General features: G+C 63.6%; 16 protein-coding genes. 11 read left to right on the top strand and 5 right to left on the bottom strand.

What is annotated here, in order from left to right; translation table 11 throughout:
* Positions 1 to 66 precede the first annotated feature (66 nt).
* Together IVB45_RS19745 and IVB45_RS19740 are read left to right on the top strand one after the other, a co-directional pair.
* Entirely contained in the window at positions 67 to 1,308 is a 1,242-nt protein-coding gene (locus tag IVB45_RS19745) for a threonine synthase (RefSeq protein WP_247356374.1), read from the top strand.
* A gap of 86 nt (positions 1,309 to 1,394) precedes the next feature.
* The gene (locus tag IVB45_RS19740) at positions 1,395 to 2,363 is read left to right on the top strand and encodes a tripartite tricarboxylate transporter substrate binding protein BugD (protein WP_247289674.1); all 969 of its coding nucleotides are present in this window, start codon (positions 1,395 to 1,397) and stop codon (positions 2,361 to 2,363) included.
* 31 nt (positions 2,364 to 2,394) lie between these two features.
* Here the strand turns inward: IVB45_RS19740 and IVB45_RS19735 are convergent, their stop codons facing one another.
* The 3 genes from IVB45_RS19735 to IVB45_RS19725 all read right to left on the bottom strand — a co-directional run bounded on the left by IVB45_RS19735 (position 2,395) and on the right by IVB45_RS19725 (position 5,970).
* Entirely contained in the window at positions 2,395 to 2,781 is a 387-nt protein-coding gene (locus IVB45_RS19735; protein ID WP_247289676.1) for a response regulator, read from the bottom strand.
* An 85-nt stretch (positions 2,782 to 2,866) separates the two neighbouring features.
* Positions 2,867 to 3,538, bottom strand: coding sequence for a response regulator transcription factor (locus IVB45_RS19730; RefSeq protein ID WP_247289678.1), 672 nt, complete (start codon positions 3,536 to 3,538; stop codon positions 2,867 to 2,869).
* Entirely contained in the window at positions 3,535 to 5,970 is a 2,436-nt protein-coding gene (locus tag IVB45_RS19725) for a PAS domain S-box protein (protein WP_247356376.1), read from the bottom strand. The genes IVB45_RS19730 and IVB45_RS19725 overlap by 4 nt, the downstream gene beginning before the upstream one ends.
* A gap of 809 nt (positions 5,971 to 6,779) precedes the next feature.
* On the opposite strand from IVB45_RS19725, the gene IVB45_RS19720 reads away from it, so the two are divergent.
* The 3 genes from IVB45_RS19720 to IVB45_RS19710 are packed head-to-tail and all read left to right on the top strand — an operon-like array spanning position 6,780 to position 7,633.
* Positions 6,780 to 7,091, top strand: coding sequence for a hypothetical protein (locus IVB45_RS19720; protein WP_247289683.1), 312 nt, complete (start codon positions 6,780 to 6,782; stop codon positions 7,089 to 7,091).
* Positions 7,088 to 7,276, top strand: coding sequence for a hypothetical protein (locus IVB45_RS19715; protein WP_247289685.1), 189 nt, complete (start codon positions 7,088 to 7,090; stop codon positions 7,274 to 7,276). The genes IVB45_RS19720 and IVB45_RS19715 overlap by 4 nt, the downstream gene beginning before the upstream one ends.
* A gap of 57 nt (positions 7,277 to 7,333) precedes the next feature.
* A complete protein-coding gene (locus IVB45_RS19710) occupies positions 7,334 to 7,633 on the top strand; it encodes a hypothetical protein (protein ID WP_247289687.1) in 300 nt (99 codons plus the stop codon).
* A gap of 91 nt (positions 7,634 to 7,724) precedes the next feature.
* On the opposite strand, the gene IVB45_RS19705 is transcribed toward IVB45_RS19710, so the two are convergent.
* A complete protein-coding gene (locus IVB45_RS19705) occupies positions 7,725 to 9,914 on the bottom strand; it encodes a lytic transglycosylase domain-containing protein (protein WP_247356378.1) in 2,190 nt (729 codons plus the stop codon).
* A gap of 325 nt (positions 9,915 to 10,239) precedes the next feature.
* On the opposite strand from IVB45_RS19705, the gene IVB45_RS19700 reads away from it, so the two are divergent.
* The 6 genes from IVB45_RS19700 (at position 10,240) to IVB45_RS19675 (ending at position 16,961) form a co-directional block, all read left to right on the top strand.
* Positions 10,240 to 11,976 carry an adenylate/guanylate cyclase domain-containing protein gene (locus IVB45_RS19700; RefSeq protein WP_247356381.1) on the top strand — a complete coding sequence of 579 codons (1,737 nt, stop codon included), beginning with the start codon at positions 10,240 to 10,242 and terminating at the stop codon, positions 11,974 to 11,976.
* A complete protein-coding gene (locus IVB45_RS19695; protein ID WP_247356404.1) occupies positions 11,955 to 12,257 on the top strand; it encodes a hypothetical protein in 303 nt (100 codons plus the stop codon). The genes IVB45_RS19700 and IVB45_RS19695 overlap by 22 nt, the downstream gene beginning before the upstream one ends.
* 150 nt (positions 12,258 to 12,407) lie before the next feature.
* Entirely contained in the window at positions 12,408 to 12,620 is a 213-nt protein-coding gene (locus IVB45_RS19690; protein WP_027567097.1) for a hypothetical protein, read from the top strand.
* 113 nt (positions 12,621 to 12,733) lie between these two features.
* On the top strand, positions 12,734 to 12,991 hold the full coding sequence (locus IVB45_RS19685; RefSeq protein ID WP_007590640.1) for a hypothetical protein: 258 nt from the start codon (positions 12,734 to 12,736) through the stop codon (positions 12,989 to 12,991).
* Positions 12,992 to 14,425: 1,434 nt separating this feature from the next.
* Positions 14,426 to 16,150 carry a dihydroxy-acid dehydratase gene (gene ilvD / locus IVB45_RS19680; protein WP_247359445.1) on the top strand — a complete coding sequence of 575 codons (1,725 nt, stop codon included), beginning with the start codon at positions 14,426 to 14,428 and terminating at the stop codon, positions 16,148 to 16,150.
* Entirely contained in the window at positions 16,137 to 16,961 is an 825-nt protein-coding gene (locus IVB45_RS19675) for a tetratricopeptide repeat protein (protein WP_027567095.1), read from the top strand. Before ilvD ends, IVB45_RS19675 begins: the two co-directional genes overlap by 14 nt.
* Positions 16,962 to 16,976: 15 nt before the next feature.
* On the opposite strand, the gene xth is transcribed toward IVB45_RS19675, so the two are convergent.
* Positions 16,977 to 17,774, bottom strand: coding sequence for an exodeoxyribonuclease III (gene xth, locus IVB45_RS19670; RefSeq protein WP_247359444.1), 798 nt, complete (start codon positions 17,772 to 17,774; stop codon positions 16,977 to 16,979).
* Positions 17,775 to 17,905 lie beyond the last annotated feature (131 nt).

The following is a 17,905-nucleotide window of genomic DNA, read 5'->3' as shown; positions in this document are numbered from 1 at the left end:
TGCTTCGCTGCGCTCGCAATTGACGAGCGGAGGGATCTGTTTGCAAAACAAGAAGGAAACCACCCCATGCACGACAACGACAACCTCACCATCGAACGCCCGACCTTCGTCACCCATCTCGAATGCGCGATGGAGGGCGACCATTACGCCGCCGACGAGGTCCATAACCTCTCCAAGGCCGGCAAGCCTTTGCTGGTGCGCTACGACCTTGCCGGCGTGAAGAAAGCGCTGACCAAGGATGCGCTTAGCCAGCGCCCCGCCGACATGTGGCGCTATCGCGAGCTCTTGCCGGTGCGAAAATGCAAGGACATCGTCTCGCTCGGCGAGGTCACGACGCCGCTGATCCGGCTGCCCAAGCTCGGCGCAAAGCTCGGCGGCGGCGAGATCATCGTCAAGGACGAGGGGCGCTTGCCGACCGGCTCGTTCAAGGCGCGCGGCCTCGTCATGGCGGTGTCGATGGGCAAGGCGCTCGGCATCAAGCACATGGCGATGCCCACCAACGGCAATGCCGGCGCGGCGCTCGCGGCATATGCCACCTCCTGCGGCATCAAGACCACGATCTTCTGTCCGGCCGATACGCCCGAGGTGAACGTCAGCGAGATCGAGCTTCAGGGCGCGACCGTCTACCGCGTCAACGGCTATATCGACGATTGCGGCAAGATCGTCGGCGAGGGCAAGGCGAAAGTCGGCTGGTTCGACACCTCGACCTTGAAGGAGCCGTACCGGATCGAAGGCAAGAAGACGATGGGGCTCGAACTGGCCGAGCAGCTCGGCTGGGACGTGCCCGACGTGATCTTCTATCCCACCGGCGGCGGCACCGGCCTGATCGGCATGTGGAAGGCCTTCGACGAGCTGGAGAAGATCGGCTTCATTGGCTCGAAGCGCCCGCGCATGGTTGCGGTGCAGGCCTCCGGCTGCGCGCCCATGGTGCGTGCGTACGAAGCCGGCACCGAGCATGCCACGCGGTGGGAGGACGCTCACACCATCGCTTCGGGCATTCGCGTGCCGCAGGCGATCGGCGACTTCCTGATCCTGCGCGCGGTGCGCGAGAGCAAGGGTTTTGCCATCGCCGTCGACGACGACAAGATCTCGTCGGCGCTGAACGAGGTCGCGCGCGAGGAGGGGCTGCTGCTGTGCCCCGAAGGCGCTGCGACCTACGCCGCCTACAAGGACAGCCTCGCCGACGGACGCGTCTCGAAGGGTGACCGCGTGATGCTGTTCAATTGCGCCACCGGCCTGAAATACCCGCTGCCGCCGGTCAACCGCACGCTCGATCGCCACAAGCCGATCGACTATTCGCAGTTCTAGCGCGGCATTTCGTCTCTTCACGAACGATCCCTCTTCCCGTACGCGGGAAGAGACAAAAACAACAATGACATCGTTGGGAGAAGACAATGAAGGCCGCCTGGGCTGCGCTGATTGCTATTCTCGCTGTTGCAGGCGCCGCGCGCGCCGACGACTATCCTTCACGTCCCATCACCATCATCGTCCCCTTCGCGGCGGGCGGGCCGTCGGATGCGATGGCGCGTGTGCTCGCCGAGCGGATGCGGACATCGCTTGGGCAACCGCTGGTGATCGAGAACGTCACTGGCGCGGGCGGCTCGATCGGCGTCGGCCGTGCCGTGCATTCGGCCCCCGACGGCTACACGATCTCATTCGGCCATCTCGGCACCCACGTTGCCAACGGCGCCGTCTACAAGCTCAACTACGACTTGGTCGCGGACCTGGAGCCGGTGGTGCTGCTGCCGAGCAATCCGATGATCGTCGTCAGCAAGAACGCGGTGCCCGCAACCTCGCTGAAGGAGCTGCTGGACTGGCTGAAGTCGCGGCCGTCGCCGCCGACCGCCGGCACCGCGGGCGCGGGCTCGGGCAGCCACATCGCCGGCGTCTATTTCGAGAGCGTCTCCGGCATCAAGCTGCAATACGTGCCGTATCGCGGCACCGCGCCCGCCCTGAACGATCTGATCGCCGGCCAGATCGACGTCATCGTCGACCAGACCTCGAACTCCATCAACCAGGTCCGCGCCGGCACCATTCGCGCCTACGCCATCACCGACGACAAGCGCCTGTCCTCGGCGCCCGACATCCCGACGGCGGAGGAGGCGGGCCTGAAGGGTTTCAACATGACGCTGTGGTCCGGGATGTGGGTGCCCAAGGGTACGCCGAAGCAGATCGTTGCCAAGCTCAACGCCGCAGCTGTGGAAGCGCTCAACGATCCCGGCGTGAAGAAGCAGCTCGAAAGCCAGGGGCTTGAGATGACACCCCAGAATCAGCTCACGCCCGAGGCCCTCGGCACCCGCCAGAAGGCTGAGATCGCGAAGTGGTGGCCGATGATCAAGGCGGCGAACATCAAGGTGGATTGAGCGCCGTGTCGCAGGGCTCGGCGCCGGCGTATCATGTCTCGGTTTGATCGGAGCCGGACAGGGCCATCCGCAGACATTCAAGCAGAGCGGGCGTGGAGAACGGCTTCGCGAGAAAGCAGATAGCGCCCGCTTTCAGCGCGCGGTCGCGCACGGCATCGTCGGGAAAAGCCGTCATGAAGATGAAGGGCGTGTGGTGACCAAGGCTGCGCATGTGCGTCAAGAGCTCAAGGCCGCCCATCAACGACATCTGCACATCCGCGATCACGCAGGACGTCGTCTTCAGTTCGGCCGATTGAAGAAATTCGTCAGCGGAGCGAAAGATGTTGACCGTGTATCCCCGCGACGTCAGCAGATTATTGGTCGCAAGGCGGACTGATCGATCATCGTCAATGACGGAAATGGCCAACGGGATTGACAAGATGATCGCTCCTGATCGGGGAGCCGCCGATCACGGTGCCGCACTTGGCGAAAGTGAGCCCTTGGAGCGAGCTTGAAAAGCATACTTAGGTTTGCATCTTTCCGCCCGGGCGTGAGATTCCGAGCGCCTCCACCATTCTGACGAGATCGGCCAACGACTTGGCGCCCATTTTCCGCATGATCTGCCCACGATAGATCTTGACGGTAATCTCGGCCAATCCAAGCTCGGCAGCGACCTGCTTGTTCATCAGGCCGGATGCCACCAGAGTGAGGATGTCGCGCTGGCGCGCGCTCAAACCCTCGAAGCGGGACCGCACTCCCGCGACCGACTCCTCTGCATTGCGTCGCTTGCGATCCCGTTCGATCGCGGCCCGGACCGCATCCAGCATGTCCTGGTCGCGCACCGGCTTGGTCAGAAAATCGATCGCGCCGCTCTTCATGGCCCTGACGGTCATCGGAATATCACCATGACCGGTGATGAAGATAATGGGCGTGTGAATGTTCGCCTTCGCTAGGTCCGACTGCAGGTCAAAGCCGCTTGAGCCCGGCAGGCGGATGTCGAGCACAAGGCAGCTGGGGACCGCCGGTGGCTTGGCTTCCATGATCTCCGCCGCGGAGCCGAAAGCCTCGACCTTGAGACCGACGGATTGAAAGAGGTTGGTGAGCGCACGGCGCATCGATGGATCGTCGTCGACGATCAAGACGATCGGATCGTCGGAACTCGTCTGCACCGTCGCCGCCTTGGGAATGTCGGTCACGACGTGTCCTCGATCGCCAAGGGCAGGGCAATCTGGAATGTTGCTCCGCTTCCGTCATTGGGGAGGGCCGAGAGCCGGCCCGCATGAGCCTCGATGATCGATCGGCAGATCGACAGTCCCATCCCCAGGCCGCTCGGCTTTGTCGTGAAGAAAGGTGTGAAGATGCGCTCCGTCGCGCTGTTGCCAAGCCCGACCCCGCGATCTGTCACGGTCAGGAGCATGCGACTTTCGCCGTGCTCGCTCACCTGGCTGGAGCGGATCGCAAGCTCGCGCGGGCGTTCCACATTGGCGTGCATAGCTTCAATCCCGTTTATGACCAGGTTGATCAGCACCTGCTGGAGCTGGATCCGGTCGCCGCAGACTCTGGGCAGAGCGGACGCCAGCTCCATTCGCACCGACACGGCATGGTTGGCAAGCTCGCGCCGGACGAGCGCCACGGTCTCCCTGACGAGCTGGTTCATGTCGACCGGAGCCATCTCGATCTCGGTCTTTTTCGCAAGCGCTCTGATCCGGCGGATCACCTCGCTGGCGCGATTGGCGTCCTCGACGATCCATTCCACGGAACGGCGCGCGGCATTCAGGTCGGCCGGTTCGCGGTCGAGCCATCCGATGCAGGCATCCGCATTGGAGATCACGGCGGCCAAGGGCTGATTGATCTCGTGGGCGATCGAGGCCGTGAGTTCGCCGAGCATCGTGACGCGCGTAACGTGAGCAAGCTCGGCTTGCGCCTTGCGCAGTGCTTCCTCGGCCTGCTCGGCGCGGATGGCCGCCGTCACGTCGCTGCTGACCCCACGATAGCCGAGAAAGTTGCCGTTCGCGTCGTGCAAGGGCTTGCCGCTGGTGCGCACGTAGATCGGAGATCCGTTGCGATCCTTGCTTCGGTAGACCAGGTCGCGAAACGGAAGGTGGGCATCGAGCGTCGCGCGATGCCGCTCCCACTTCTCTGGCTCGAGCTCGGCGTCGGGCGGAATGTCCCAACGGGCGAGGCCGATCACGCCCGTGGGCACGGGACCGGCCGTGTCGGCATGTTCCGAAATCCGTGTGATACGGTGGTCCGGCCCGCTCTCCCAAAACCAGTCCGAGGCGGTTTCGGCATAGTCGCGAAATCGCTGCTCGGACAGCTTGAGCTCGTCAAAGGCTTTTTGCAGCGCTTGTCTTGCGGCAAACTGCTCGGTGACATCGACGTGGGTGCCGATGATCTCCGTCACATCGCCGTCCCCGCCGACGACGGGATGCCCCTCCGTATGGACGTGTCGTACCGAACCGTCCGGACGCACAATCCGAAAATCAACTTCGAAAGGCTGCTTTTGCCGGATTGCCTGACGTTCCACATCGACGATCCGCTTAAAGTCTTCGGCGAGGATCCGTTGTTGGAAAGCCTGCGCCGACAGATCAATCTGGTCCGGGTTGAATCCGAACAGGCGATAGAGTTCGGCCGATCGGTAAGCGAATTCCTGACGGCGCACGTCCCAGGCCCAGCTGCTCGTGTGGCTGAGGCGCTGGGCTTCGGTCAGATAGGCTTCGCTGCGACGCAGTCGCTGTTCGGTTTCCTTTGCCGTAGTGACGTCAGTGACCGCTCCGACAAACTCGATGTGGCCGGATCCATGTCTCACCGCGAGTGCCACGGAATGGAGATATTTGATGGATCCATCGGGCATCAGCAGGCGATATTCATGGTCGAAATCGCCGACGTCACGGAAGGCCCGATCAAGGGTCTTGCTGACCGCATTGCGATCTTCCGGATGGATGCGCTGGAAAACAAAATCGAGCGTCGGTTTGACCTGCGGGTCACCCTGGAAGATGCGAAAGGTCTCCCTGGACCAGACGGCCTCGCGGGTTGCCAGGCTCAGGCCGAAGCTGCCGGTGCGGCTCAACTCCTGCGCTTGGGCAAGGTAGGCCTCGCTCTGCCGCAGCGCATCCTCCGCCTCCTTGCGCTGGGTGATGTTTTCGCAGGCGACCAGCACGATCGGCGTGCCGTCGCCGCGCCGCATGGCCTTGGCGTTCTCACGGACCCAGAGGACCGAGCCGTCCTTCCGGATCTTGCGAATCTCCCAGGTGTGCGACTGGTCCACGGTTTCCAGGCACAGCCCGACACAGCGACGGACGAAATCGCGGTCCTCTTCGAAAAAGACGTTCAGCACAGATTGGCCGGTCAACTCGGCCGCCGTGTAGCCCAGTTGCGCGGCGCCAAATGTATTCACGTTGAGCACCGTTCCGGCCGGATCGACCATGAAATACATGACCGGATTGTGCTCGAACACTTGTCGCCATTGCTTCACGGCGTCGCGCAGGTCGGCATTGTCCTGCCGCCAGCCTTCTCCAGTCGCGGACTCGTCTTTCGCCGCATTGCCGAGAGATCGAAGCGCCGCAAGGCCGCCGAGCAGGAATTGCGCGGCCGAATTCCCTAGTTTTGCGATCTGGCCAGGCATCATCGCAAGCGTCCCGGCCCGCGTGGGGCAGGGCGAGTAGAGCACTTTGCGACAGCAGGGGCAATTCCCTGATCAAAGCAGGATTCCGCATCGAAAGTTCGCGGGCTCCGTGCAGCTTGCCAGCGTTGCGCCGTCTCGTTGCGAGCGGACGAAACTCCGGTAAATCACCGGACAAACCTATGTATAGGTCGCGCAATCCTAGTCATACGCTGCATTTACCTCCGTACAATTGAGCGGCCCGTCACATGGGGACTAGTCTCACCGGCAATCCAGTGGTGTCGATCGCGACGCATGAACACTCGAGTAGCGCGGCGTCGTGCACTCAAGAGGCCAGCTTCGCCTCCGCCGGCGCTGACTTGCCGATGATCTGGCTGGTCACGATTGAGAAGCCGCATTTCGTTGACGAACGTTATGATTGTGCATCAGCGCCCGTGGGGATCCTCGACCGCCAGAGGCGCCCATCAGAGGCCAGGAGGAGAGGATCATGTGCGATAAGCCCGAACACTCCGAGCGCCCTTCCGCCGCAAAAAGCTGCGCCGTCTGCAGCGGGAAGTTCGGCCTCGTCCGGTATTATTCCTGGCGAGCGCCGCTTTGCTCCCGGAAATGTCTCGATCGCTTCAGGGCGCGCCGCGAACGCGATCGCCGATGGCTGTTTCGGTCTCAGGCGGCGTAAGCACCAGTCACCGGATCCGCTGCGTTCGGCAATTCTGTATCGGGAGGCTGCGCGTTGAACCGTTGTTGCAAGCTCCTCTTGGCGATCACGCTGCCGCTTTCGTTGATGACGGGAGCGGAGGCGGACGAGGCCGGACAGGATGGCGCACATCGTAGTCATCCGCCTCGGGATCTGCTGCTGCACGAGCCAGTTCTATTCGAGTTGGCACATGCCGGACAATCCGGTGCTGACTTGCTGCAGCAACGCCGACTGCTACCCGACGGAGATACGGCGAGTCGAGGAAAGCATCTACGCGCTGCGCCGGGAAGACGGGAAATACATCCTCATTCCACCTCAGAAGGTCGAGCGAAACAGGGATAATCCCGACGGCCGCAACCATCTTTGCGCGCCGCCGCCGTCCGCCTCTCTCGTCGACACGGTCTACTGCTTTGCGCTCGGAGGCGCCACATGAGGTTCATACTGGTGAACGGCAGGACCCCTTTCCGCAAAACGTTCTGCCTCTGGTGCTGCGAGGAGATCAGCAGCGGCTATCTTCGCGAAGCGAAGACGCTGCTGCCCTACTGCGGCTACGAGTGCTACGCGCTTCATGGCGAAGCTGCGCCGTTGATCGAGGGACGCACGCGAGCGGCGTCCTGAACGGGCAGGAGAGCGAAACCGACGGTGGATTTGCCGTCAGGGTGAGAGGACATGACGATGAGATTCATGCTCGTCAATCAGGAAGGGCCTCGCTGCGGCGATACCTGCAGCGCGTGCGCCCAGCCGCTGGGCGCGAGTTACGTCCGCCATGTGCGCGCTGAGCGGCGGTACTGCGACTATGATTGCTACCGTCGATATCAGCAAACGACGGTGGAAATGCTCTGGCCTTACCGCGGTTCGCTCGAGGCGATCACGGTGTCGAGCTGGAACTGGATACTGCCGACGGGCGCGCTCTCGCGCTCGCTGACGGAAGCATTTCTGCGCGCGTACGAACCCTCTGACCACGGAAGGAGGTGACGGCTCGCCAAACGATGCGGACCCGCGCAGAGAGGTCGGTCGCAGTCACTGCATCCAGCTTCACGCCGCGTCCAGCCCCGGCGTCGCGAAGCTAGGGCGCGGCGGCTGCGGCCGATGCCGTCGGCATCGCGCCCACGTTCGGCGTCGTAACGCGCTGCTCGGACTTCGCCGCGACGACGCTGCTGGCCTCAAACCTCGCGCGGTAGACCAGCACGTTTTCGATCACGCGCTGGACGTAGTTGCGCGTCTCCGACAGCGGGATGCGCTCGACCCAGTCGACCGGATCGACCTTGGGATCCCTGGGGTCGCCGCGCGCCTGCACCCATTCGCGCACGCGGCCCCGGCCGGCATTGTAGCCGGCGAAGGTCATGATCTGGTTGCCGCGGTATTCCGACATCAGCGCGCTGAGCTCGGCCGCGCCCATCTGCGTGTTGTAGACGGGATCGGAGACCATCTTATCCCAGTCGTAGGTCAGGCCGAAGCGCTTTGCGGTGTCGCGGCCCGCTTCCGGCGTCACCTGCATCAGCCCGACTGCGTTGGCGGCCGATTTGTCGCGCTGGTCGAACGAGCTTTCGGTGCGTGCCACCGAATAGATCACGCTGGGCTCGATCGCGGGCGCAACCTGCTTATGTTCAGGGATGCCGATGGTCGGGAAGGCGTAGTGATCGAGCGCGAGCCCGCGCGCCAGCGCCGACTTGCCGACCTCCAGCATCACGCGCGCATCGTTGCGCCGGCCGGCGAGCTCGCCGAGCGCTTCGAGTGCCGCCACGTCGGTGCTCTCCTTGGCGAAATCCTCGGCGTAGTAAAACACCATGTCGCGCTCACCGACGCCGTAGAGCATGTCGGCGGCGCGTACGCGCTCGTCCGCGGGCGGCGCGTCGACTGCTGCCAGCACAAGCGAGGGCGCGCGCAGCTCGATGCGGTCGAGGCCGAGCCTGGCGCGGGCGAGCTGGCCGTAATAGGCGGTCGGATAGCGCGCCGCTGCCTGATAGCTCAGGCGCGCATCGGCGGTTGCGTTCATCGCCTCGGCCGCGCGGCCGCGCCAATAATGCGCGCGCGACAGCGCGATCGGGTTGGCCGAGCCTTCGTCGATCGCGGCGAAGTGCGTCATCGCCGCCTTGGGATCGTCGAGATAGCGCAGCGCGATCCAGCCGCACATGAAGTGATAGTCGACGCGATAAACCTCCATCGTGGGCACGGCCGCCGAGCGCACCACGTCATAGGCGGTTTTGAACTTGCCCTGGTCGAGCAGTTTTCGCGCGAGCAGGCGGCGCTCGCGCCACCAGGCGTCGGTGTCTTGCGCCGCCATCGTATCGGGCGCGGCGGCCAGGATCACCTCGGCCGCGTCGTCGATGCGGTCATTCTGGAGATGCCATTGCGCGCGGCACAGCACATAGCCGAGGTCACGGCGCGCCTCGGCTGAGACGTCCTCGAGATAATCCTTGGCCTTGCTGGCCTTGCCGGTGACGGCGGCGCAGGCCTTGACGATCGCGAGCGCATCCTCGCCGAGCCGCTTGGCTGCGCGCCGCGCCCCCGCATAGTCCTTGGCGCCGAGGCGCTTGTCCATGCGGGCACGATGATCCTCACTGGTCAGGAGATCGCGAAACGCTTCGTAAGAATCTTCCTCGCTGCGTTCGGACAATTCGTCCGTGCGCCAGGCATTGCGCACCAGACGCGCGGCCCTGTCGCTGTCGCCCTCGGTCATCAGCACGCGGGCGAGTGCGAACTTGCCCTTGGCGCTGGTCGGCCGGTCCATCGTGAATTTGTGCACGGTCGCCGCGTCGGCCTTCTCCTGCCACAGCCGCGCCTCGGCACGGCGGCGGAGCAGCGCGCTGCTCGGCCAGTCCGGATTGGCGGCGAGGAAGGCGGCGTAGCGCTTGAAATTCGCCGTGCTTTCGGAATGGCGCAGCATGAACCAGTCGGCGAGCTTCTGCCCCGCCGGGTCGGCAATGCGGTCGCGCGCCGCGCTCGCGTCCTCGGTCTTCCCCTTCCGTGCGAGATCGATGGCATCCTTCAACGCGGCGAGATCGCCGGTCAGCGGCGGGGCTGCCGCCTTGTCTGAGGGGGCGTCGTCCTGCTTCTTCGACTTGCGCTTGGCCTCGGCATGCTTGCCGTGCCGCGCCTTGCCGGCGGAGGCATGGCGCTGCTTGCCGGCTTTCGCCTCATGCGTCTTCTTCGGCACGGACGATTTGTGACTGCTCTTCGCTGCCAGCTCTGTAGGGATGAAGGCCAAAGCGGCCACGGCAACGACACACGCGAGCGAGCGTAGGCACTGGTTCATTCCGTGGTCCCCCTGCGAAACCAGTACAAACCAAAGTCCGCGACGAGATGCGGCTCGAGAATCAAAACGGCGTCAAAAATGGTGATACGACGTCGTTTCGCATCCTCAAGCTGTTCCAACAATGCGGCGAAATACGGATGGAGCGAGGGAACCTGTACAACGCCGGGTCGAGCGGGCTTCTTAACCTTTCATTAACGAACAGGGCTCGCGCGACGATTGCGGCGGTTCAGGACGCCACAAGCGGCCAAATTGCGCGTATTCCCGGCGGCAAATCCGATGTATTGGGTTCCAAGGCCTTTTCCCTTCAGCCCATTGTCCCGCGCCCATGCCGATTTTCAACCAGTCGATCCGGCGCAAGATCGTCGGGATTGCGCTCGGCCTCATCATCCTGATGGTCGTCACCGCGATCCTGTCGATGGTGATGTCGAGCCGCGTCGGCCATCTCCTGGATGAGCTGACCGCGCGGTATATTCCGGCTTACGGCCACCTGGCGCGGTCCAATGTGCGTTCGCTGGAGCGGGCGCTGGCGATGCGGCGCATGGTGATCGCCAAAATGCAAACGCCGCCGGACGAGGAGGGCTTTGCGGCGCGGCTGAAGATCTTCAGGGAAACGGACGCCCAGGTCGAGCAGGAGGCCGAAGCCGCGCGAAAGCTGATCAACGCGATCATCGACGATGAGAGCACACCGTCGGACAACGCGGCACTCGCCAGGATCGAGACGCGCATCGAGAATGCAGTCAAGGAGCTTCGCCGCGAACTCGACGAGGAGGACGCCAAGCTGCTCCGGCTGCTCGATGCCAAGGACTTTGCGGCCACGCGCGACGTGCTCGTCCATGTGGACGCGCTCCGCGATCTCTTCACCCAGCGGATCGATGCGATCCGCGCCGAGATGCTCTCGCAGGTGTTCGTGAGCACCGCGCAGGTCATCCGCCATCAGCGCCAGGCGATCATCGTCTCGGGCATCGTGACCATCCTCGCGGCGATCGTCGGACTTGCCTTTGCAATCATGGTCTCCACCGGGATCACGCGACCGGTCCGGCTGCTGCTGGCAGGCACCCGCGAGGTCGAGGCAGGCCATTTCGACAAGACCATCACCGTCTCGACCCAGGACGAGATCGGGGAGCTCGCTGCCGCCTTCAACCGCATGGTCGAGCAGTTGCGCCAGAACGAGCGCATCCGCGAGACCTTCGGCCGCTATATCGATCCCAAGGTGGTTCAGGGCCTAATAGACCGGCCGGAGGTCGCCATCGACGGCCAGCGCCGGGTGATGACCATCATGTTCTGCGACATGAGCGGCTTCACCTCGATGAGCGAGGGCATGACCCCGCGCGGTCTCGTCAGGGTGATGAACCACTATTTCACCGTCATGTCCGGTCCGATCAGGAGCAACCGCGGCATCATCGACAAATATATCGGCGATGCCATCATGTCCTATTGGGGGCCGCCCTTCATCGAGGAGGAGGAGCAGGCTCAGCTTGCCTGCTTCGCCGCGCTCGACATGGCCGACCAGGTGCCCGCGCTCCAGAAGCAGCTCCCGGATCTCCTCGGCATCCGCGCCATGCCGGTGCCGTGCGACTTGCGGATCGGCATCGCCACCGGCGAGGTCCTGACCGGCAGCATCGGCTCCGAGCTGATGATGAGCTTCACGGTGATGGGCGACGCCGTGAACCTTGCCTCGCGGCTCGAAGCCGTCAACAAGACCTATGGTACCCGTATTCTGATCTCGCAGGCGACGGCGGATGCGATCGGCTCGCACCTCGAATTGCGCGAAGTCGATCGTCTTGCGGTCGCCGGCCAGAGCGTGCCGCAAACTATTTTCGAGGTGATGGGCCGGGGAGGCGCGCTCACTGCCGCGCATGAGAGCCTGCGTTCGCACTACGCCGGTGGCCTCGCCGCCTATCGCGCCCGCCGCTTCGACGAGGCCCGTACCGCCTTCAACGCGGCACTTGAAGCCGTTCCCGGCGACGGCCCGTCGCGGGCAATGCTTACCCGTATCACGCGGTTCGAGGCCAATCCGCCGGACGAGGGCTGGGACGGCGCATGGCGGTTGGAGCAGAAATAGCCGGCCGCGCGGAAAAATTGATTCTACTCGATAACGATGTTCGCCGTGACCTATTTCCCGGGCTTAGGTTTGGTGTCCTTGAGGCGTTTGACGGGGACACGCCGATGACAGAACTTGAGAACAGGCTCGAACGCTTCGAGACGCTCACCGCCGAATGCGAGCTGATTGCCCGGCTCGCCACCGACAGCACCAAGCGCGAGTTTTATCTGAAGCTTTCGGAGCAGTACCGCCAATTGGCTGTGGACATGCGGCAGGCAATCGCGAGCAAGGCTGCGGCCTGACGCCGGCAATCCGTTCTTAACACTTGGCGCGCATCCTCAGTGCAGATGCGGGGACGCCTGCGGCGATTTTCCGCTGTGGAAATGCCGGGGGCTCGCTGCGGTGCAGCGCGCCTCGCGAGATTGTTTTGTCGTGCCTCACAGGGCGATCCCATGCGCCTCCTTGCAGTCATCATGTTTGGACTCATGACGGCAGCCTGCAACCAGGAGCAGGACATCACCGGCTCGACCCCAGTCTGCGCGATGCGGAACTACACCTCCTTCAATCCCCGCGACATGGCCCAGTGCGTTGCCGCCTGCAAGGCGTGCGACCACGGCAACACGGTCACCTGCAGCACGTCATGCACGCTCAAGGGCGCCCACTGAGCCGATCAGCCTCCTGGTTTGGGGCCGCGAGGGTGTCTTGACGGTGTTTTGGCACCGGAACGATTCACATGGGTTAATCATTGAAGGGATGGCAGGACGCGGAGTCCTTTGGAATGGGTATGCTCGATCCCGGTCGGTTCCTGGTGTCATGCTCGCATTGCGCGGCCTGGCCGATGGCGGCCAATGTGAAACGTTCGAGCTGGTCGGCTTCGCCAAATGAGGTCCGCTTCGTGTGCCCGCGCTGCCGCCGCGAGGAGACTGCGATCATCTCAGCCTCCGGCGAGTTGACGCCGATCCGGCGCGTCGACGTCCCGCCGCGCGACGTCACCGCGGCCTGGGCTCAGGCCCAGCGCGCAAGAGGGCGAGCGTAGCCCGCCCGTTTAAGGAACAAGAAGGTGAGGCGCTGAGGTCTAGTCATAGCGACGACGGACCCAGCGCCGCAAGGCGACCGCCGTCCAGACCGTCTCGACAAAGCCGAACGGCCAGGCGCCACGAAGCTGTCGCGGTGTCCGTCGGGCAAAACATCTCACCAATTCTCGACACGTCCGTGTCAATCCGCGCTCGCAAAAATATTCTATTTTACCGAAATTCGGTTTTGGCGTATGTGTCGCCCATCCCGGCTCATCCTTGAGGGGCGATCTTGTGGTCGTCACGTTCGAGAGCCGGGCTTGCGGTGGACGCGGCAGCGTTCGGGTGCGAGAGGCTAAGGGCAGGGCGGATTGCTCTCCGTGAGCCCAAGGCTTCGTTCCGACGAGCGGCGCTGCTAGGCTTCGTCTCGTCTGTAAGTTTCCGGCTTTGTCGACAAGGGCTGGGAAAACTGCGGCGAAATGGCGGGCCGTGCGTACGGCAAAACCGTGTGGTCCTGGCCGTCGTTGCTACGGTCAAGCTCTGGCGAATGCGGCATCTGCGTCAACCGGCGTGGTGTCGGTGAATTTCGCGAGGGTGAGGGAGGCCAAAAGAAACTCGGCTCCCGGGAGAGCACGGCATAAGCCGTCCAACCATCGCGCAGGGAAGGCCGAGTGATTGGCTACACCTGTATGCTGCTGTGCGGTTTTCCTGCGTGTGCTTTTCGCGCAGCGGACCGCGGGTGCCAGCCGGCACCCGGCCTTCCCTGCGCCCTCTTGGATTTGAGGGTGGAGTGACGAAGCAAAGCTCGGGCGAAACGCGCCGCGAGGATGCGAAGGCGTGTCTGCAATCTGAATGCAAGCTGGAAGAGTGCCGCTGCCGCCTCATACTCCGTCATTGCGAGCGCAGCGAAGCAATCCAGTCTGCCGTCGCGAAGGGATTCTGGATTGCTTCCGCCTTCGCTAAAGCTTCGCGGACAAGTCGCTGCGCTCGCAATGACGATGTGGAGAGAGTGTGGGCCTCACTCTCCTCCACATACCCCGGACGCTGCGCAGCGTCTTTGCAGCGTGTCTCGGACACGCGGTGGAATGTAAGAGTGCGACTCATCCTGGCTGCGCCTTGGCGTCGGCCGAAACTGGGCATAGCAGCGAGCCGCTAAATCTCAAGTTGTGGATCGTCCTCCCAGCGGGGGTATCTTGGTACGCCCGCCCGTGTCCTCCAGGCCACGATTGTGCCGTCCATGCAACACCCGCCACCGATTTAACCATCATCTCTGTCCGTTCGCATCGACGCCGCTTTTTGGCCACACCTGAACATGAATAAAATCACTCGAATGTTTTAGCGGCAGCGGTGGTCCTGGAAGGCGACGGGAAATCCCCAAGGTCGATTCAAAAGGTCGATTAAAATCTTGGCTATGATTTTTCGGGTCTGAAAGGGTTGGCCGGGGAAACTGGTTGGCGATGGACGCGAAGAGCAACATCAAGCAGAGGCTGCCGAGCCGTCACGTGACGGAAGGCCCTGCGCGCGCGCCCCATCGGTCCTACCTCTACGCCATGGGTCTGACCACCGATCAAATCCATCAGCCCTTCGTCGGCGTCGCCTCGTGCTGGAACGAGGCCGCGCCCTGCAACATCTCCCTGATGCGCCAGGCGCAGGCGGTGAAGAAGGGCGTCGCATCCGCCGGAGGCACGCCGCGCGAATTCTGCACCATTACCGTAACCGACGGCATCGCGATGGGGCACGACGGCATGCGTTCCTCGCTGCCGTCGCGCGAATGCATCGCCGATTCCGTCGAATTGACGATCCGTGGCCACGCCTATGACGCCCTCGTTGGCCTGGCCGGCTGCGACAAGTCACTGCCGGGCATGATGATGGCGATGGTCCGCCTCAACGTGCCCTCGATCTTCATCTATGGCGGCTCGATCCTGCCCGGCAATTTCCGGGGCCAGCAGGTCACGGTGCAGGACATGTTCGAAGCCGTCGGCAAGCACTCGGTCGGCGCGATGTCGGACGAGGACCTGGACGAGATCGAGCGCGTGGCATGCCCCTCTGCGGGTGCCTGCGGCGCGCAGTTCACCGCCAACACGATGGCGACGGTCTCCGAGGCGATCGGCCTGGCGCTGCCGTACTCGGCCGGCGCTCCGGCACCCTATGAAATTCGCGACGCCTTCTGCATGACCGCGGGCGAGCAGGTCATGGAGCTGATCGCCCAAAACATCCGGCCGCGCGACATCGTCACCCTCAAGGCGCTGGAGAATGCCGCCGCCGTGGTCGCCGCGTCCGGTGGCTCGACCAATGCTGCACTGCACCTGCCGGCAATCGCGCACGAGTGCGGCATCAAGTTCGATCTGTTCGACGTCGCCGAAATCTTCAAAAAGACACCGTACGTCGCGGATTTGAAGCCGGGCGGCCGTTATGTCGCCAAAGACATGTTTGAAGTAGGTGGCATACCGCTTCTGATGAAGACGCTGCTCGACAACGGATTTCTTCACGGTGACTGCATGACCGTCACCGGTCGAACGATCGCCGAAAACCTCAAAAGCGTGAAGTGGAATCCGCACCAGGACGTGGTGCACCCGGCAGACAAGCCCATCACCGTCACCGGCGGTGTGGTCGGTCTTAAGGGCAATCTGGCGCCAGAAGGTGCGATCGTGAAAGTCGCGGGAATGTCCAACCTCAGGTTCACCGGTCCGGCCAGGTGCTTCGACCGTGAGGAGGATGCTTTCGAGGCCGTGCAGAAGCGCACCTACCGCGAAGGCGAAGTCATCGTGATCCGCTACGAGGGGCCCAAGGGCGGTCCCGGGATGCGGGAAATGCTCCAGACCACCGCGGCGCTGACCGGCCAGGGCATGGGTGGCAAGATCGCGCTCATCACGGACGGCCGCTTCTCCGGCGCCACCCGCGGCTTCTGCATCGGCCATGTCGGGCCGGAAGCCGCCATCGGCGGCCCGATTGGGCTGCTCGAGGACGGCGATATCATCGAGATCGACGCGGTCGCCGGTACCCTTAACGTAAAATTGAGCGACCAGGAGCTTGCCCAACGCAAGACCAAATGGATCGCTCGCGCGACTAACCACACGACGGGCGCGCTCTGGAAATATGCTCAGCAGGTTGGACCAGCGCTCGGTGGGGCAGTGACCCATCCGGGCGGCGCGCACGAGAAACAGTGCTATGCGGACATCTAGGCGTACCATCGTTGCGTTTGTGTTGGGGGCTACTGCGCTGGCCGCGCCGGCGCTCGCCTTTGACGGCGCCCCCGTCAGCCCGAAGGATGCGACCATCCCGGTGGTCACGAGCTTGCCGGGTGCAGCAGGCAAGGTGCGTAATGTGCCGCCAGCGGTCGTGACCCAAGAAACGTCGCTCAGCGCCTTGCAATATGCCGCGGAGGGTGGCCACCCCATCGCGCAGTGGAAGCTCGGCCGCATGTATGCCAATGGCGACGGCGTCGCCCAGGACGATGTGCGTGCGTTCGAGTATTTCACCCGCATCGCCAACGCGCATGCCGAGGATAGCCCGTCGGCGCCGCAGGCGCAGATCGTCGCCAACGCCTTTGTGGCGCTCGGCCGCTATTATCTCAGCGGCATCCCGAATTCGAAGGTCAAGCCGGACCAGGAGCGCGCGCGGGAGATGTTCTCCTATGCCGCGTCCTATTTCGGCAATGCGGATGCGCAATACGATCTCGCCCGCCTGTACCTGAAGACGCCGGACGCTTCGCGCGAGGATTTTCGCTACGGCGCGCGCTGGCTTGGGCTCGCCGCGCAGAAGGGCCAGCACGAGGCCCAGGCACTGCTCGGCCAGATGTTGTTCAACGGCGACCGCCTGCCGCGGCAGGCCGCGCGCGGCCTGATGTGGCTGACGCTGGCGCGCGACAGCGCAGGCAGCGACGAGACCTGGATCAAGGAAAACTACAACCGCGCCTTCGCAAAGGCCTCCGACGACGATCGCGCCATGTGCCTGCAGATGCTGGAGCAATGGGTGCAGGGCCGCCGGGAGTAAGTGGTTGAGGCGGCCTCACGCCGCATCGAGATCGAGATCCGCCCACACCGGCACGTGGTCCGACGGCTTCTCCCAGCTGCGCACATAGCTGTCGATGCCGACATTGGCGAGCCGGTCGCTGGCCTGTGGCGACAGCAGCAGATGGTCGATGCGCAGGCCATGGTTCTTCTGCCAGGCGCCGGCCTGGTAATCCCAGAACGTGTAGAGCCCGGGTTCGTCGGTGACGGCCCGAAGCGCATCGGTCAGGCCGAGGCCGAGCAGGGACTGAAAACTCTCCCGCGTCTCGGGCTTGAACAGAGCGTCCTCGGTCCAGGCGGCGGGATTATGGACGTCCCGGGCATGCGGGATGACGTTGAAGTCGCCTGCGAGGATCAGCGGCTCCTCGGTCTTCAGGCGCTCCTTCGAATACTCAAGAAGCCGCGACATCCATTTGAGCTTGTAGGGATATTTCTCGGTCCCGACGGGGTTGCCATTGGGCAGATAGAGGCAGGCGATGCGCAGCACGCCGGACTTGAGCGTCACCACGCCTTCGAGGAAGCGGGCATGGGCGTCCTCGTCGTCGCCGGCCAGCCCCGACTTGGTCTCGTCGAACCGGAGCTTCGAGAGCAGGGCGACACCGTTGAACGTCTTCTGCCCGTGGGTGACCACGTTGTAGCCGAGCGCCTCGATCTCCAGCCGCGGGAAGGCCTCGTCGACGCATTTGATCTCCTGGAGGCAGACGATGTCCGGCTGGCACTCCCTCAGCCAGGTCAGGAGGAGATCGATCCGCTGCCGGACCGAGTTCACGTTCCAGGTGGCTATTCTGATGGGCATCTTGGCGGCTCCGGGCAGGGGCCATGGTTAGAACAAAATGCAAACGCGCCCGTCAAGGATGCTGCGAAATCTCCCACAAAATTAACCCGGCTTAAGTCGGGCCTGGGCCATTGATCGTGAAAAGGTTTTTC

It is taken from the genome of Bradyrhizobium sp. 4 (genome assembly GCF_023100905.1).
Lineage (GTDB): Bacteria > Pseudomonadota > Alphaproteobacteria > Rhizobiales > Xanthobacteraceae > Bradyrhizobium.
This window is presented reverse-complemented; position numbering and strand designations above follow the sequence as displayed.

Bases quoted from the DNA above. Each gene is read 5' to 3' on its own strand.
- IVB45_RS19745 (WP_247356374.1), top strand. From the start codon at position 67: ATGCACGACAACGACAACCTCACCATCGAACGCCCGACCTTCGTCACC.
- IVB45_RS19740 (WP_247289674.1), top strand. From the start codon at position 1,395: ATGAAGGCCGCCTGGGCTGCGCTGATTGCTATTCTCGCTGTTGCAGGC.
- IVB45_RS19725 (WP_247356376.1), bottom strand. From the start codon at position 5,970: ATGATGCCTGGCCAGATCGCAAAACTAGGGAATTCGGCCGCGCAATTC.
- IVB45_RS19720 (WP_247289683.1), top strand. From the start codon at position 6,780: ATGGCGCACATCGTAGTCATCCGCCTCGGGATCTGCTGCTGCACGAGC.
- IVB45_RS19715 (WP_247289685.1), top strand. From the start codon at position 7,088: ATGAGGTTCATACTGGTGAACGGCAGGACCCCTTTCCGCAAAACGTTC.
- IVB45_RS19710 (WP_247289687.1), top strand. From the start codon at position 7,334: ATGAGATTCATGCTCGTCAATCAGGAAGGGCCTCGCTGCGGCGATACC.
- IVB45_RS19705 (WP_247356378.1), bottom strand. From the start codon at position 9,914: ATGAACCAGTGCCTACGCTCGCTCGCGTGTGTCGTTGCCGTGGCCGCT.
- IVB45_RS19700 (WP_247356381.1), top strand. From the start codon at position 10,240: ATGCCGATTTTCAACCAGTCGATCCGGCGCAAGATCGTCGGGATTGCG.
- IVB45_RS19695 (WP_247356404.1), top strand. From the start codon at position 11,955: ATGGCGGTTGGAGCAGAAATAGCCGGCCGCGCGGAAAAATTGATTCTA.
- IVB45_RS19690 (WP_027567097.1), top strand. From the start codon at position 12,408: ATGCGCCTCCTTGCAGTCATCATGTTTGGACTCATGACGGCAGCCTGC.
- IVB45_RS19685 (WP_007590640.1), top strand. From the start codon at position 12,734: ATGGGTATGCTCGATCCCGGTCGGTTCCTGGTGTCATGCTCGCATTGC.
- ilvD (WP_247359445.1), top strand. From the start codon at position 14,426: ATGGACGCGAAGAGCAACATCAAGCAGAGGCTGCCGAGCCGTCACGTG.
- IVB45_RS19675 (WP_027567095.1), top strand. From the start codon at position 16,137: ATGCGGACATCTAGGCGTACCATCGTTGCGTTTGTGTTGGGGGCTACT.
- xth (WP_247359444.1), bottom strand. From the start codon at position 17,774: ATGCCCATCAGAATAGCCACCTGGAACGTGAACTCGGTCCGGCAGCGG.